A 15260-nucleotide genomic window follows, 5' to 3' on the forward strand; every position below is an offset into this window, starting at 1 on the left:
ATTGTTTTTCAATGAGTTACATCTAGAGGTCAACGAGAAAATCCGCCCCTCGAAAGCGCGCCGGCCGAGAACAGCTTTACCCAAAGCCGCACCTTTCCAGCATGGAACGACTATTGCGAGAGAATGGCGGGTGACAGCGCCTGCCGCCTCTTATATCCGGTGAGACATGGACAGCGTCGCGACTGAGCACAAGGCCGAGGTGGACGATCGCTTCGACACCGCGCGGATCACCGCCGCGGTCGATGCGCTTGCCGAGAAGCACCAGGGACGCGAGGACGCGTTCCGCACCGCCATGGCGCAACTGCTCAAGGCCGAGCTGATTGCGTCGCGCGCCGCGGCACAGACGATCCTGCTGAAGGACCGTCACGGCCGGCGCTGCGCCGAGCGGCTGTGCCACGTGCAGGACGAGATCATCCGCATCCTGTATTCGGCCGCGACCCGCCATCTCTACCGCTCGCCGATCCCGAGCGGTGCCGAGCGCATGGCGGTGGTGGCGACCGGCGGCTATGGCCGCGGCCTGATGGCTCCCGAGTCCGACATCGATCTGCTCTTCATCCTGCCCTACAAGCAGACCGCCTGGGGCGAGCAGGTCGCCGAGGCCATCCTCTATTGTCTTTGGGACATGGGGCTGAAGGTCGGTCACGCCACCCGCTCGGTCGACGAGTCGATCCGGCAGGCGCGAGGCGACATGACCATCCGCACCGCGATCCTGGAGACGCGCTTTCTTACCGGCGACCGGCCGCTCTATGACGAGCTGGTCGCCCGCTTCGACAAGGAGGTCGTGCAAGGCACTGCGTCGGAGTTCGTCACCGCCAAACTCGCCGAGCGTGAGGAGCGGCATCGCCGCGGCGGTCAATCGCGTTATCTGGTCGAACCCAACGTCAAGGACGGCAAGGGTGCGCTCCGCGACCTGCACACGCTGTTCTGGATCGCAAAATACGTCTACCGCGTGAGCGACACCGACGAGCTGGTCGACCGCGGCGTGTTCGACGCGCAGGAATACCGCACCTTCCGCCGCTGCGCCGACTTCCTCTGGTCGGTACGCTGCAATCTTCACTTTTACTCCGGCCGCGCCGAAGAGCGCCTCTCCTTCGACCTTCAGCGCGAGATCGCGGTCCGGCTCGGCTACACCTCGCACCCCGGCATGCAGGACGTCGAGCGCTTCATGAAGCACTACTTCCTGGTCGCCAAGGAAGTCGGCAACCTCACTGCCATCCTCTGCGCCAAGCTCGAGGACCAGCAGGCCAAGCCCGCGCCGGTGCTGAGCCGGATGATGGCGCGGCTGCGCCCCACCGCGGCGAAGCGGCGGGTGCCCGACAGCGACGATTTCATCGTCGACAACAACCGCATCAACGTTGCGGCGCCCGACGTGTTCAAGCACGATCCGGTCAATTTGATCCGGATCTTCCGCCTGGCGCAGAAGAACAATCTCGCCTTCCATCCGGACGCGATGCGCGACGTGACGCGTTCGCTTGGCCTGATCAACGCGCAGATGCGCGAGAATCCCGAGGCCAACCGGCTGTTCATGGAGATCCTGACGTCCGACAACGCGGAGATCGTGCTGCGGCGGATGAACGAGACCGGCGTGCTCGGCCATTTCATCCGCGCCTTTGGCAAGATCGTCTCGATGATGCAGTTCAACATGTATCATCACTACACCGTCGACGAGCATTTGATCCGCTGCGTCGGCTTCCTTCAGGACATCGAACGCGGCGGCATCGAGGAATTCGCGGTGGCGAGCGACCTGATGCGCAAGATCCGGCCGGAGCATCGCTCCGTGATCTACATCGCGACGCTGCTGCACGACGTCGCCAAGGGCCGGCCCGAGGACCACTCGATCGCCGGCGCCAAGGTGGCGCGACGGCTCTGCCCGCGGCTCGGCTTCAGCCCGGCCGACACCGAGCTCGTGGCCTGGCTGATCGAGGAGCATCTGACGATGTCCACGGTCGCACAATCGCGCGATCTCTCCGACCGCAAGACCATCGAGAATTTCGCCGCCGTGGTGCAGTCGGTCGAGCAGATGAAGCTCTTGACGATCCTGACCACCGCGGACATCCGCGGCGTCGGCCCGGGCGTGTGGAACGGCTGGAAGGCGCAGCTCTTGCGCTCCCTCTACTACGAGACCGAACCGGTGCTGACGGGCGGCTTCTCGGAGGTTGACCGCGGCAAGCGCCTCACGGCCGCATACGCCGAATTCCGTAACGCCTTCGCGGAATGGCCGGCGGAAGAGCTCGACGCCTATATCGGCCGGCACTATCCGGCCTATTGGCTCAAGGTCGAGCTGCCGCGCAAGATCCGCCATGCGCGCTTCGTCCGTGCCAGCGAGCAGGCCGGCCACAAGCTTGCGATCAATGTCGGCTTCGACGAGGTGCGTGGCGTCACCGAGCTGACCATCTTCGCCGCCGACCATCCCTGGCTGCTGTCGATCATCGCGGGTGCCTGTGCCTCGGCCGGCGCCAACATCGTCGATGCCCAGATCTACACCACGACCGACGGTCGCGCGCTCGACACCATCTCGATCTCCAGGGAATACGACCGTGACGAGGACGAGGGACGGCGCGCCACGCGCATCGGCGAGATGATCGAGGACGTGCTGGAAGGCAAGCTGCGTCTGCCCGAGGTGGTGGCGCGGCGCACCGTGCGCGGCAAGGCGCGGCCGTTCGTGATCGAGCCGGAAGTGACGATCAACAACCAATGGTCCGACCGCTACACAGTGATCGAAATGTCCGGCCTCGACCGGCCCGGCCTGCTCTATGAGCTGACCACCGCGATCTCGAAGCTCAACCTCAACATCGCCTCGGCCCATGTCGCGACCTTCGGCGAGCGCGCCCGCGACGTGTTCTATGTCACCGATCTCCTGGGCGCGCAGATCAGCGCGCCAACACGCCAGGCCGCGATCAAGAGCGCGCTGACCCATGTGATGGCCGGCGACAAGGCGGTTCAGCCGGCGGCGTGAGGGCGGCTGCGCACCTCTCTCCTCGCGTCGTTCCGGGGCGTCGCGCAGCGGCGAACCCGGAATCCATCGTGCCACTGGTGACGCGGAGAAATGGATTCCGGGTTCGCGCTACGCACGCCCCGGAATGACCACAGGCGGATATCTAAACCGCCACGCCTTCATGCCGGAGCAACCAACGCTTGCGCGCGAGGCCGCCGCCATACTTCACCAGAGAACCATCGGCGCCGATCAGACGGTGGCACGGCAGCACCACGCTGATCGGGTTGGAGCCGTTGGCATGGCCGACGGCGCGAATGGCTTTGGGCATGTCGATCCTGGCAGCGAGCGCGCCGTAACTCATCGTGGTGCCGGCAGGGATTTGCGTCAACGCATTCCAGACCTTCTGCTGGAACGACGTGCCGGCGATGCGCCAGGCGATGCCTGAGAGCTGGCCGAGGTCGCCGTCGAAATAGCCCGACAGCGCGGTCCGCATGGCCGCGGGCGCGGGTTGGTCACTCAGATCCACCACACCGTAATGCAGGCGCAAGAGCTCGCGCATGCGGTGCTCGTAATCCTCCCAGTCGAGCGCGCGCAAGGCGCCCGCGGCGTCGGTGACCAGCAGCGCAATCCCGATCGGCGTCGCCAGCCGATCGAGGCCGAAGGTTACAGGTGGGTTGGTCGGTCGCGCGGGCATTGCAGCACCATGGCATCGAAACACGCCATCGCACTTGCCACGCCCACCGTGCTAACGTCCACCCGAAAGCTGACGCTGGGGGAGCTCAACTTGATCTGGATCGCGAATATTTTGGTGGCGCTGGTCGCCGCACTGCACGCTTACTTCCTGATCCTGGAGATGTTTCTCTGGGACAAGCCGCAGGGCTTGAAGGTCTTCCGCAACACGCCGGAGAAGGCAGCGATCACAAAGGTGCTGGCCGCCAACCAGGGGCTCTATAACGGCTTCCTGGCCGCAGGCCTGGTATGGGGGCTGGTGCACGGCAATCCGGCCTTCGCGTTCCAGATCAAGGCGTTTTTCCTGCTTTGCGTGATCGTGGCCGGCGCTTATGGCGCAGCGACCGTTAGCACGCGCATCCTGATGGTGCAGGCGCTGCCGGCGGCGCTCGCACTGTCAGTCTTGTTCCTGACCTGAGACGCCATAGCGCGGCGCCGCGATCCTTGCGCGTCGCCTGCCGTTCCTCCACAATCTGCGACAGCGATGGCGACCGTTGGCAATCAACGGGACAAGACCGTCGGTCGGAAATTCCGTCAGGAGGAACAACCCCACATGAGCAATCGCAGAGCCTTCATCACTGCCACGGCGGCGCTCGCCTTCGCGTTCTCCGCCAACCAAGCTCTCGCCCAGAAGAAATACGACACCGGCGCGAGCGACACCGAGATCAAGATCGGCCAGACCGTGCCGTTCTCCGGGCCCTATTCCGTCTACGCCAATATCGGCAAGACCCAGGCCGCCTACTTCAAGATGATCAACGATCAGGTCTGATCCAGTATGACGATGCCTATTCGCCGCCGAAGACGGTCGAGCAGGTGCGCAAGCTCGTCGAAGGCGACGAGGTGCTGTTCACCTTCCAGATCATCGGCACCGCCGCGAACGCCGCCGTGCAAAAATATCTCAACGGCAAGAAGATCCCGCAGCTGCTGGCCTCGACCGGCGCCGCGCGCTTCAACGATCCGCAGAACTATCCCTGGACCATCGCCTATAATCCCAACTACGTGTCCGAGGGACGCATCTACGCCAAGTACATCCTCAAGGAGCATCCGAACGCCAAGATCGGCGTGCTCTACCAGAACGACGATATGGGCCGCGACTATCTCGCCGGCCTCAAGAGCGGTCTCGGTGACAAGGCCGCCGGCATGATCGTCGGCGAAGTCTCCTACGAAGTCACCGATCCGACGGTGGACTCGCAGGTGGTCAAGCTGAAGTCGTTGGGCGCCGATCTTTTCTATGATGCCTCGACACCCAAGTTCGCGGCGCAGGCGATCAAGAAAGTCGCCGAGCTCGGCTGGACGCCGGTGCACATTCTCGACATCAATGCGAGCCCGATCTCGGCGACGCTGAAGCCGGCCGGCCTCGATATCTCCAAGGGCATCATCTCGACCCAATACGGCAAGGAGCCCGGCGATCCCCAGTGGAAGGACGATCCGGGCGTGAAAGCCTTCTTCGCCTTCATGGACAAGTATTTCCCCGAAGGCGACAAGCTCAATACCGTCAACACCTATGCTTATTCCGTCGCCGAATTGCTGACGCAAGTGCTGAAACAGTGCGGCGACGACCTGTCACGTGAGAACGTGATGAAGCAGGTCGCCAACATCAAGGACTTCACCCCGAGCTTCGCGCTGCCCGGCATCAAGATCAACACCGGGCCGAACGACTACCGCGTCAACAAGCAGATGCAGATGATGAAGTTCAACGGCGAACGCTGGGAGCTGTTCGGCCCGATCATGGAGGATGCGGGTCCAGCGGGTTAGTTACTGGGTAGGGTGGGTTAGCGCAGCGTAACCGACCTTTTTGATTTCCGCGGAAACAGAAGTGGTGGGTTACGCCCAGCGGACTGCGCTTTGCGCAGCCGCAAGGCTAACCCACCCTACGAACTGAGACGTTGCGTATCCTACGAACTGCGGGCGCACGCCCAACTTGCGTTGCAACAACGCCTCATCCACACTCGCCCTCAGCGGTGACATCAGGTGCGCATGAGCGCACCCGATTGATCACCGGCAATAAACAATGAGGAAATGCGAATGAGGAATGGAATTCTGCATCTGGCCACTGCAACGGCGCTGACCCTGGCGCTGTCGATGCCGGCGGCCAATGCCCAGAAGAAATATGATCCGGGTGCCAGCGATACCGAGATCAAGGTCGGCCAGACGATGCCGTTTTCTGGACCGGCGTCGGCCTATTCGTCGATCGGCAAGACCCAAGCCGCCTATTTCAAGATGATTAACGACCAGGGCGGCGTCAACGGCCGCAAGATCAATCTGATCCAGTATGACGACGCCTACTCGCCGCCGAAGGCCGTGGAGCAGATTCGCAAGCTGGTCGAGAGCGACGAGGTCCTGCTGACCTTCCAGATCATCGGCACGCCGGTGAACGCAGCCGTGCAGAAATATCTCAACTCGAAGAAGGTGCCGCAACTGTTCGCGGCGACCGGAGCCTCGAGGTTCACGGATCCGAAGAACTTTCCGTGGACGATGGGCTTCAACCCCAACTACTTCGTCGAAGGCCGCATCTACGGACAGTACATCCTGAAGGAGCATCCGAACGCCAAGATCGGCGTGCTCTATCAGAACGACGACCTCGGCAAGGACTATCTGAACGGCATCAAGGCCGGTCTCGGCGACAAAGCTGCCAAGATGATCGTGACTGAAGCTTCCTACGAAGTCTCCGATCCGACTGTCGATTCGCAGATCCTCAAGATCAAGGACGCCGGCGCCGATCTGTTCTTCAGCGCCACCACGCCGAAGCAGGCGGCGCAGGCGATCAAGAAGATCGCCGAGATGGGCTGGCATCCGGTGCAGATCGTTGACATCAACGCCACCTCGGTCGGCGCGGTGCTGAAGCCAGCCGGCCTCGACGCCGCCAAGGGCCTGATCAGCGTCAATTACGGCAAGGAACCACTCGATCCGACCTGGAAGGACGATGCCGGCCTTAAGAGGTATTTCGACTTCATGGCCAAGTATTATCCTGATGGCGACAAGGACTCGAACTTCAACACCTACGGCTACAGCACGGCGCAGCTGCTGGTCCATGTGCTGAAGCAGTGCGGCGACGACCTGACGCGCGAGAACGTCATGAAGCAGGCCGCCTCGCTGAAGGACGTGACCAGCGACACCGCGCTGCCCGGCATCAAGGCCAATACCTCACCGACCGACTACCGCGTCAACAAGCAGCTTCAGATGATGAAGTTCAACGGCGAACGTTGGGAGCTGTTCGGCCCGATCATTGAGGATGCGAGTCCGGCGGGTTAGTTCTCGGAAGCAACTGCCTCAACGCCGTCATGGCCGGGCCAGCCCGGCCATGACGGAAAATCAATCCGGCACCTCGCCAAAGTTCTTTCCCACCGGCAGCACCGCGTGCCGAATGAGCCGTGAGTCCTCCACCGCGGCCTGCCGGTGCTTCACCGCTTCGCGATAGACGGGGTCGCGGATCATCTCGACGAAGGCGGCGACGCTTGGGTATTCGGCGATGAAGCAATGGTCCCAGCGCTCAGTCTCCGGGCCGATCAGCATCAGCTCGAATTTGCCCTGCCAGACGATGCGGCCGCCGAGGCGTTCGAACACCGGGCCGCTCTCGCGGCCATAGGCCGCATAGGCTTCCGCGCCGCTCGTCTTGCGGCCGTCCGGATAGGCCGCCTCCTTGCGCAAGCGCACCAGGTTGAGCATGTGGATCGGGCCGGGGCGGTCGTTCTCCCGGAACTGCGAAAAAATCTCCTTGGTCGGATCGATGTGGCCCATGCGTGCTCCCTCTTGTTTATGCCGGCGATCCTAGCTCCGCCGGCAAACCAGCGGAACTGCGGCCAGCGAATGCCGCACCTCCTAATCGCGCGTTAAGCTCTGGGTAACCGGGCCTTAAACAGCGACCGCTAGCGTGCGGCGGGGCGGGCTGACCGGGCGTTTGCGTATGGGGTTGGGAAAGAAAAAGGGTGGGCGGAAGGAGCCGTTGTTCGGCTTGCCTGCGGCACTCGCCGATCTGCGCCTGACCGCGGCCGACCGCATTCCCGGCGGCGATGACAAGCCGAAGAAATCGACGAAATCATCCGCCAAACGCAAGAGCGAGGATGCCGGCGACGAGCCGCCGCGCGAGCGGAAGGCGCCGGCCGGTCGCGGCAGTGCCAAGCGGCGATCCAAGTCACGCATCGGCGCGAACCTTGGCCGCCTGGTCTATTGGGGCGCGGTGCTGGGTCTGTGGGGCGCGATCGCCGTGATCGGCGTCGTGATCTGGGTCGGCGCTCATCTGCCGCCGATCCAGTCGCTCGAGATCCCCAAGCGGCCGCCGACGATCCAGATCGTCGGCATCGACGGCAGCATGCTGGCGCAACGCGGCGAGATGGCCGGCGCCAACGTCTCGCTGAAGGATCTGCCGCAATATCTGCCCAAGGCGTTCATCGCCATCGAGGATCGCCGCTTCTATTCGCATTTCGGCATCGATCCCGTAGGCATCCTGCGCGCGCTCGTCACCAACGTGCTCCATCGTGGCGTGTCGCAGGGTGGCTCGACGCTGACGCAGCAATTGGCGAAGAACCTGTTCCTGACCCAGGAGCGCACCATGGCGCGCAAGCTGCAGGAAGCGGAGCTCGCGATCTGGCTGGAGCGCAAGCATTCCAAGAACGAGATCTTGGAGCTCTATCTCAACCGCGTCTATTTCGGCTCCGGCGCCTATGGCGTCGAAGCCGCCGCGCAGCGCTATTTCGGCAAGTCGGCCAAGAACGTCACCATCGCGGAGGCCGCGATGCTGGCCGGCCTCGTCAAATCGCCTTCGCGGCTCGCGCCGAACCGCAACCCCGAGGGCGCAGAAGCGCGCGCGAAAATCGTGCTCAATGCGATGGCCGATGCCAAATTCATCACCGAAGCGCAGGCGCAGGCCTCGATCGGCCAACCCTCCTACAATGTGAAGCCGGTCGGCGCCGGCACGGTCAACTACGTCGCCGACTGGATCGGCGAGGTGCTGGACGATCTGGTCGGCCAGATCGACGAGAGCATCAAGGTCGAGACCACGATCGATCCGAAGCTTCAGAGCGTGGCGGAAGCCGCCATCATCGACGAGCTCGCGGCCAAGAGCGTGAAATTCAATGTCAGCCAGGGCGCGCTGGTGGCGATGACGCCGGACGGCGCGGTTCGCGCCATGGTCGGCGGGCGGAATTATTCCGAGAGCCAGTACAACCGCGCCGTCACCGCCAGGCGCCAGCCGGGCTCCTCGTTCAAGCCATTCGTGTACCTGACCGCGCTCGAGCAGGGGCTGACGCCCGACACGCTCCGCCAGGATGCGCCGATCGAGGTCAAGGGCTGGAAACCTGAGAACTACACCCACGAATATTTCGGCGCGGTGACGCTGACCCAGGCGCTCGCGATGTCGCTCAACACGGTCGCCATCCGCCTCGGCCTCGAGGTCGGTCCGAAGAACGTGGTGCGCACCGCGCACCGGCTCGGCATCTCGTCGAAACTCGAGCCCAACGCCTCGATCGCGCTCGGCACCTCCGAAGTCTCGATGGTCGAGCTGGTCGGCGCCTACGCACCTTTCGCCAATGGCGGCTTCATGGCGACGCCGCATGTCGTCACGCGGATCAGGACGCTCAGTGGCAAGCTGCTCTACATGCGCCAGGCGGACGAGCACAACCAGGTGGTCGATCCGCGCTATGTCGGCATGATGAACGCGATGATGCGGGAAACGCTGATCAGCGGCACGGCCAAGAAGGCGGAGATCCCGGGCTGGCCGGCGGCCGGCAAGACCGGCACCAGCCAGGACTACCGCGACGCCTGGTTCATCGGCTACACCGCCAACCTCGTCACCGGCGTGTGGCTCGGCAATGACGACAACTCGCCGACCAAGAAGGCGACCGGCGGCGGCTTGCCGGTCGAAGTCTGGTCCCGCTTCATGAAGACGGCGCACGAGGGCGTGCCGGTGGCAGCCTTGCCGAGCTCGCAAGGCAGCTGGGGCCTGTCGAACCTCGCGCAGGCGACGTCGCAGGTGTCCCCGCCAACAGCGGCAGCGCCCGTACCGGCACCGGCCAGCAACGGCGGCTATCGGCCGCCGCCGACGCGCGCCAATGCGCGACCGGAAGCAGCCGCAGGACTCGATGGCTGGCTGATGGACCGGCTGTTTGGCGGAAATCGCTAGGTTCTGCGTGGGTCCTTGTGGCCTCAAAACAAAATCGCGAAAACAACCCCATGCACAGTAGCCAGTGATAGCGGAATCAACGGCTTACGCGAGTCGCAAGACGGCTGATTCTGGCAGCAAGGCCATTTGACACGTCGGGCAAAACAGAACCGTCCCGCCATCATCCCGAACGGGGCAACTATCTCGGCTATCCCTGTTCGCCACCGGTCTCGTCTTCGGCAAGTCCTGCCTACCATGGCGAAATCGACCGATCCCCGCAGCTCCCGGAACGCAAAAAAACCAGTCTCTTCAAGCTCGGGGCGGCGGCCCGGGATTTGCTCTCATAGGTTGAGCAAGTATCGGAGAGCGTTCCATCATGTCAGGTGTATCCAGCGCGGCGTTGCCTCATCTGCGGCCCGCATCAACGTCCGCTTCGAATAGGACATCGAGTCTTCAGCCGGCGGGACCGGATGCGACTGATGCTGCGACCGACGGCTTTCGGATCGACGTCTCGCAGGTCAAGCCCCTGACAGGCGCCAAGTCGATATCCGCGGCGGACAATCCTCACCTGCGCGACCTCATGGCAACGAACTGGCTGATGACCCATGATACGAGCGCGACTCAATCGGCCGTCTCGGACGGTGCACCGGAGAATACCTATGCTCAGGTGAAGGTCGACGGCAAGGTGGTCGCCACCCTGTACAATGGCGGGTCCTCGACGATGACCAACGAGGCGGCTGCAAAGATCGGCAAGCTGGAGGATCCACCCGGTCTGAGTGGACCGGATCTGGCGCAGTGGCGGGCCGATAGCTATGCCGAGCGGCTCGGTGGCACCGTTGAAAAAGCTTCCACCGCGATCACGCAATCGCAATGGACCCCGCGTGAAAGCAGCTCCGCAACCTATAGCCGCGATCAACTCGATGCGGCCTTCCAGGCGATGCTGGCCGAGGGCCAGAAGGCGGCCGCGCAATTGCAGTCATCCTATCTCGCCTCGCGCACGCAGCCGGGGACAAGCGCGGATGTCAGCGCCTGAGCAGAGGGATGAATTGAGTTCGCGCGGACCTCGCCGCATTCTCAACTGTCATTCCCGCGAACGCGGGAATCCAGTACGCCGTGGCCTCTCGGTTCAACAACAACCGCCTCGGAATACTGGATCGCCCGGTCGAGCCGGGCGATGACAGCGGCAGATGGAGGCTGGCAGCGAGGACCTAATCCTCGACCCCGTACCGGTGCAAATCGTTGCCGTACGTATCGAGCCACTTCTTGGCGCGCTCCATCGACGGGCAGACCCTGCCGCAGACGCGCCAGAACCGCGCCGAGTGGTTCATCTCGACGAGATGGGCGACCTCGTGCGCGGCGAGATAGTCGAGCACGTAGGGCGGCGCGAGGATCAGGCGCCAGGAGAACGACAGCGAGCCGGCCGAGGTGCAGGAGCCCCAGCGGCTCGATTGATCGCGGATCGAGAGCCGCTTGACCTTGACGCCGAGCTCGCCGGCATAGGATTCCGCCGCACGCTGAAGGTCGCGGCGAGCCTCGCGCTTGAGGAAGTCGCTGACGCGACGATCCGCATGCTCGACGCCGCCGGCGACGCAGAGAATGCGTTCACCGCTATCGCGCACTTCCGTCCACACCGTACCGCGCGTGCCAGCGCGATGAACGATGCGATGAGAAACGCCGCGAAGCGGTATCACTGTGCCAGGCTGAAACGGTGCGGCCTTCGGCAAACGGCCGAGACGTGCCGCGATCCATGCGCCGTGGCGCTGCGCGAAGTCTTTTGCTTCGGCGAGCGTGCCGCGCGGCGGCATGGTGAGGATGGCTTCGCGATCACTCGGATGAATTCTGAGCGTGTAACGGCGCGCGCGGCGATGCCGGCGCAGTCGAATCGCAAAATATTGCGATCCATGGGTGATCAGGAGGGTCTTCGGCTCGTGGGGCCGCCGATAGAGGAGTGCGCGAGTGGCCATGTCTGTCAGTCCGGGGGGCAGGAGAGCGCCCGGATTCTGCCATAACCGCCGCCAGGGAAAGCGCTCGGCGCAAAAACAAATCATTTGCCCAATATACAGGGGTCTGGCGTCCGGGAGACCCTACAGACTGGGGTTGGAACCGGCTTTTTTCGCCCCCGTTCGGCGCATGCGGCACCCCCAAGGGGTGAGGTTGGACTCACTCCTACAAAGCTACCTAAATACCGCGAATCTGGCGGGGACTCGCCCCTGTCGGAGCCTCCGACAGGGCGTCAATTTTCAGCGGGAAAGCCGAAATACGCGATTATTCGGCCGCGAGTGCCTGCAATGAGCTCGGATTCGCCGCCGAGACCATGAAGTCATGGATGCGCGGCACGATTTCCGATTTGAAACGCGAGCCGTTGAACACGCCGTAATGTCCGACGCCCTTCTGGACGTAATGAACGCGGCGATGATCGGGAATCGAGCTGCACAATGTGTGCGTTGCTTCGGTCTGACCGATGCCGGAGATGTCGTCGTTCTCGCCTTCGACCGTCATCAACGCGACGCGCGTGACCTTGGAGGGATCGACGCGTGTTCCACGATGGGTCATCTCGCCCTTCGGCAGCGAATGCTTCACGAACACGGTGTCGACGGTCTGCAGGTAATACTCGGCGGAGAGATCCATCACCGCGAGATATTCGTCGTAGAAGTCGCGATGCTTGTCGACGAGGTCGCCGTCGCCCTTCACCAGATTGGCGAACAGCTGCTTGTGGGCATCCATATGCCGGTCGAGATTCATGCTGATGAAGCCGTTGAGCTGCAGGAATCCCGGATAGACGTCGCGCATCATGCCCGGATGCGGGAACGGCACCTTGGTGATGACGTGGTTGCGGAACCAGTCGATACCGCGCTCCTGGGCGAGGTTGTTCACCGCGGTCGGATTGCGGCGGGTGTCGATCGGGCCGCCCATCAGCGTCATCGAAGTCGGCACGAAGGGATCACGCAGCGCTTCCATGATGGAAACGGCAGCGACGACGGGAACCGAGGGCTGGCAAACCGCCAGCACATGCGTGTTACCGCCGAGGACATGCAGCATTTCGATGACGTAGTCGATGTAATCGTCGAGATCGAAACGGCCGTCGCTGAGCGGCACCATGCGGGCATCGGCCCAATCGGTGATGTAGACCTCATGCCCCGGCAGGAAAGCCTCGACGGTACCGCGGAGCAGCGTCGCGTAATGGCCGGACATCGGCGCTACGATCAGCACGCGCGGCTGCGGGCTGCGCAGCGGACGGGTGAACTTGCGATCGAAGTAGAGCAGGCGGCAGAACGGCTTTTCCCAGACCGAGCGAACCTCGACGGGGACGCGGATGCCGTTGACCTCGGTGTCGTTGAGGCCCCATTCCGGCTTGCCGTAACGGCGCGTGGTGCGTTCGAACAATTCGCAGGCCGCGGCAACCGACTTGCCGACCTCGGTGCGTGCCCATGGATTGAGGGGATTCTGAAACAGCAGCTTGGTCGCGTCCGTGATCGCACGCGCCGGATTGAGAGAGGCTTGCCCCATCTCGTACATCCAGTACATCGGCGTCGTCAGGACCGGACTGCCTTCGGCCACCAGGGGCGGCGCGCCGCCAAACTCGCCAATCGGCATCGCTATATTCCTCTTCGCATCGCAGCATACTGCCGAATGCGTAATATTGCGTCAATGCATGGTTCCGTACATTTACGTGGCCCAGTCGCCCAAACCGGGCTGAATCCACGAGAAAGTTACGTTATTCGCCGCCTGACAGCAGCGAGCCCTGCATCCTGGCGCTGCGCAAAAGGGCAAGGAATGCTCCAAAAGATGCAATCAAAAGCACCGCGTTGATGGCCAACGCGCTCAGCATCAGATCGGTCCTGAAGGTGTTTTCGATCAGCAGCGCGCGCATCCCTTCGAACACGTAGGTCGGCGGCAGCGTCCAGGCAACATATTGCAGCCAGACCGGCAGCACGCTGACGGGATAGTAGACGCAGGCGAGCGGCATGATTCCGAACATCAAGGTCCAGACGATGCTCTCGGCGCCGAGGCCGTTTCGCAGCACCAGGCCGGAGACGAAGATGCCGACCGACCAGCTCGTGAAGATTAGATTGCAGAAGAACGCGATCAGCGGCACGCCGAGCGCATAAACGTTGAAGTGAAACAGGAACAGCGCAAGCAGCGTCATCGGGATGACCCCGATCGCAAGCCTGATCAGGCTCATGATCATCAGCGACAGCAGAAATTCGATCGGCTTCAACGGGCTCATCATGAGATTGCCGAGGTTGCGCGCCCACATCTCTTCCAGAAACGAGATCGAAAAGCCAAGCTGCCCGCGAAACAGGATGTCCCAGAGGATGACGGCGCCGATCAGGGTGCCGCCGGCACGTGCGAAGAAGTTTGCATTCTGCGCGATATAAAGCTGAAGAAAGCCCCAGGTGATGACCTGCAGCGCCGGCCAGTAGAGCAGCTCGAGCAGCCGCGGCCAGGACGACAGCAGGAGGTACCAATAGCGCAGGATCATCGCGCCGATGCGATGGAGGGAGATGCCGCGGTGGAGGGAGGCCTCACTCATCGCGCACTCCCGTAGCCCGGATGAGCGAAGCGACATCCGGGACCTTGCTGGCGGCGTTCCCGGGTATCGCTTCGCTCACCCGGGCTACGTTCGCAACATACGGCCTTCTCATCGCGCCGCCTCCTGCGCGCCGTTCACCCTTCCGCGCGCGACGTCCAGAAACACCTCTTCCAGCGTGGTGCGGTTGTAGCGGGCCATGATGGCTTCGGGCGTATCGTCGTCCTCGATACGGCCGCGCTTCATGATGATGACCCGGTCGCAGAGCCGCTCGACCTCGAGCATGTTGTGCGAGGCCAGCAGGATGGTGGCGTTGTTCGCCTTGCGATAACGCTCCAGATGACCCCGGACCCAGTCGGCGGTGTCGGGATCGAGCGAGGCGGTCGGCTCGTCCAGCAGCAGCAGCTCGGGCTGGTTGATCAGCGCCTTGGCAAGCGCAACGCGCGTCTTTTGTCCTGCGGAGAGCTTGCCGTTGGCGCGGTCGATGAACTCGGTGAGATCGAGATCGCAGGCCAGCTCAGCGATGCGGTCGGAGAGGTTCTTCACCGCATAGAGCTTGCCGAACACGGTGAGGTTCTGACGCACCGTGAGCCGCATCGGCATGTCGACATAGGGGCTCTCGAAATTCATCCGCCCCAGCACGGAAGCGCTGTCCTCCGGCATCCGATGCCCGAGCACCTGCACGCGGCCGGAGGTCGGCAGCACGAGGCCCATGATCGTCGCGATGGTCGTGGTCTTGCCTGCGCCGTTGCCGCCCAGCAGTCCGGTGATGCTGCCGCGCGGCAGCGAAAAGGAGATGTCGTCGACAGCGCGGGTCTGCTTGTACACCTTGACGAGGTGATCGACCGCGATGGCCGCGGAGAGGCTGCGATCCGCGACAGTCGGCCAGCTTGAACCCTGGTCATTCTCGGTCATGCTGGGCGTTCTTCTGCTATTGCAGCGGAGAGCGCAAGGCTTGTAATCCGGTG

At 63.1% G+C, this 15260-nt stretch carries 11 protein-coding genes and 1 pseudogene; 6 read left to right on the plus strand and 6 right to left on the minus strand.

Annotated elements, in window-relative coordinates; all coding sequences use genetic code 11:
• Nucleotides 1-166 precede the first annotated feature (166 nt).
• Nucleotides 167-2956, plus strand: coding sequence for a [protein-PII] uridylyltransferase (locus ABIB80_RS03230; protein ID WP_007598158.1), 2790 nt, complete (start codon nucleotides 167-169; stop codon nucleotides 2954-2956).
• A 142-nt stretch (nucleotides 2957-3098) separates the two neighbouring features.
• On the opposite strand, the gene ABIB80_RS03235 is transcribed toward ABIB80_RS03230, so the two are convergent.
• Nucleotides 3099-3629 carry a methylated-DNA--[protein]-cysteine S-methyltransferase gene (locus ABIB80_RS03235; protein ID WP_007598160.1) on the minus strand — a complete coding sequence of 177 codons (531 nt, stop codon included), beginning with the start codon at nucleotides 3627-3629 and terminating at the stop codon, nucleotides 3099-3101.
• A 9-nt stretch (nucleotides 3630-3638) separates the two neighbouring features.
• Here ABIB80_RS03235 and ABIB80_RS03240 point away from each other — a divergent pair, with 9 nt between their 5' ends.
• From ABIB80_RS03240 to ABIB80_RS03250, 3 genes and pseudogenes are all read left to right on the plus strand, one after another.
• Nucleotides 3639-4082 carry a DUF1304 domain-containing protein gene (locus tag ABIB80_RS03240; RefSeq protein WP_007598162.1) on the plus strand — a complete coding sequence of 148 codons (444 nt, stop codon included), beginning with the start codon at nucleotides 3639-3641 and terminating at the stop codon, nucleotides 4080-4082.
• A 135-nt stretch (nucleotides 4083-4217) separates the two neighbouring features.
• Nucleotides 4218-5419: pseudogene (locus tag ABIB80_RS03245) on the plus strand (ABC transporter substrate-binding protein).
• 270 nt (nucleotides 5420-5689) lie between these two features.
• Nucleotides 5690-6916 (plus strand): ABC transporter substrate-binding protein, encoded by a 1227-nt coding sequence (locus ABIB80_RS03250; RefSeq protein ID WP_007598165.1) that lies wholly within the window; start codon nucleotides 5690-5692, stop codon nucleotides 6914-6916.
• A gap of 60 nt (nucleotides 6917-6976) precedes the next feature.
• Here ABIB80_RS03250 and ABIB80_RS03255 read toward each other — a convergent pair whose 3' ends face one another.
• Nucleotides 6977-7402 carry a DUF1330 domain-containing protein gene (locus ABIB80_RS03255; RefSeq protein ID WP_007598167.1) on the minus strand — a complete coding sequence of 142 codons (426 nt, stop codon included), beginning with the start codon at nucleotides 7400-7402 and terminating at the stop codon, nucleotides 6977-6979.
• Between the two features lie 166 nt (nucleotides 7403-7568).
• On the opposite strand from ABIB80_RS03255, the gene ABIB80_RS03260 reads away from it, so the two are divergent.
• Both ABIB80_RS03260 and ABIB80_RS03265 read left to right on the plus strand, forming a co-directional pair.
• Nucleotides 7569-9782 carry a transglycosylase domain-containing protein gene (locus tag ABIB80_RS03260; RefSeq protein WP_007598169.1) on the plus strand — a complete coding sequence of 738 codons (2214 nt, stop codon included), beginning with the start codon at nucleotides 7569-7571 and terminating at the stop codon, nucleotides 9780-9782.
• A 352-nt stretch (nucleotides 9783-10134) separates the two neighbouring features.
• Nucleotides 10135-10794 (plus strand): hypothetical protein, encoded by a 660-nt coding sequence (locus tag ABIB80_RS03265; protein ID WP_035993812.1) that lies wholly within the window; start codon nucleotides 10135-10137, stop codon nucleotides 10792-10794.
• A gap of 175 nt (nucleotides 10795-10969) precedes the next feature.
• Here the strand turns inward: ABIB80_RS03265 and ABIB80_RS03270 are convergent, their stop codons facing one another.
• The 4 genes from ABIB80_RS03270 to ABIB80_RS03285 form a co-directional block, all read right to left on the minus strand.
• Nucleotides 10970-11809 (minus strand): M48 family metallopeptidase, encoded by an 840-nt coding sequence (locus ABIB80_RS03270; RefSeq protein WP_007598172.1) that lies wholly within the window; start codon nucleotides 11807-11809, stop codon nucleotides 10970-10972.
• Between the two features lie 217 nt (nucleotides 11810-12026).
• The gene (locus ABIB80_RS03275; RefSeq protein ID WP_007598173.1) at nucleotides 12027-13355 is read right to left on the minus strand and encodes a polyhydroxyalkanoate depolymerase; all 1329 of its coding nucleotides are present in this window, start codon (nucleotides 13353-13355) and stop codon (nucleotides 12027-12029) included.
• Nucleotides 13356-13476: 121 nt separating this feature from the next.
• Nucleotides 13477-14295, minus strand: coding sequence for an ABC transporter permease (locus ABIB80_RS03280; RefSeq protein WP_007598174.1), 819 nt, complete (start codon nucleotides 14293-14295; stop codon nucleotides 13477-13479).
• 108 nt (nucleotides 14296-14403) lie between these two features.
• Nucleotides 14404-15207: an ABC transporter ATP-binding protein gene (locus ABIB80_RS03285; protein ID WP_007598176.1), complete on the minus strand. Its 804-nt coding sequence runs from the start codon at nucleotides 15205-15207 to the stop codon at nucleotides 14404-14406.
• Between the last annotated feature and the right edge of the window lie 53 nt (nucleotides 15208-15260).

It is taken from the genome of Bradyrhizobium sp. i1.15.2 (genome assembly GCF_040548425.1).
Lineage (GTDB): Bacteria > Pseudomonadota > Alphaproteobacteria > Rhizobiales > Xanthobacteraceae > Bradyrhizobium > Bradyrhizobium canariense.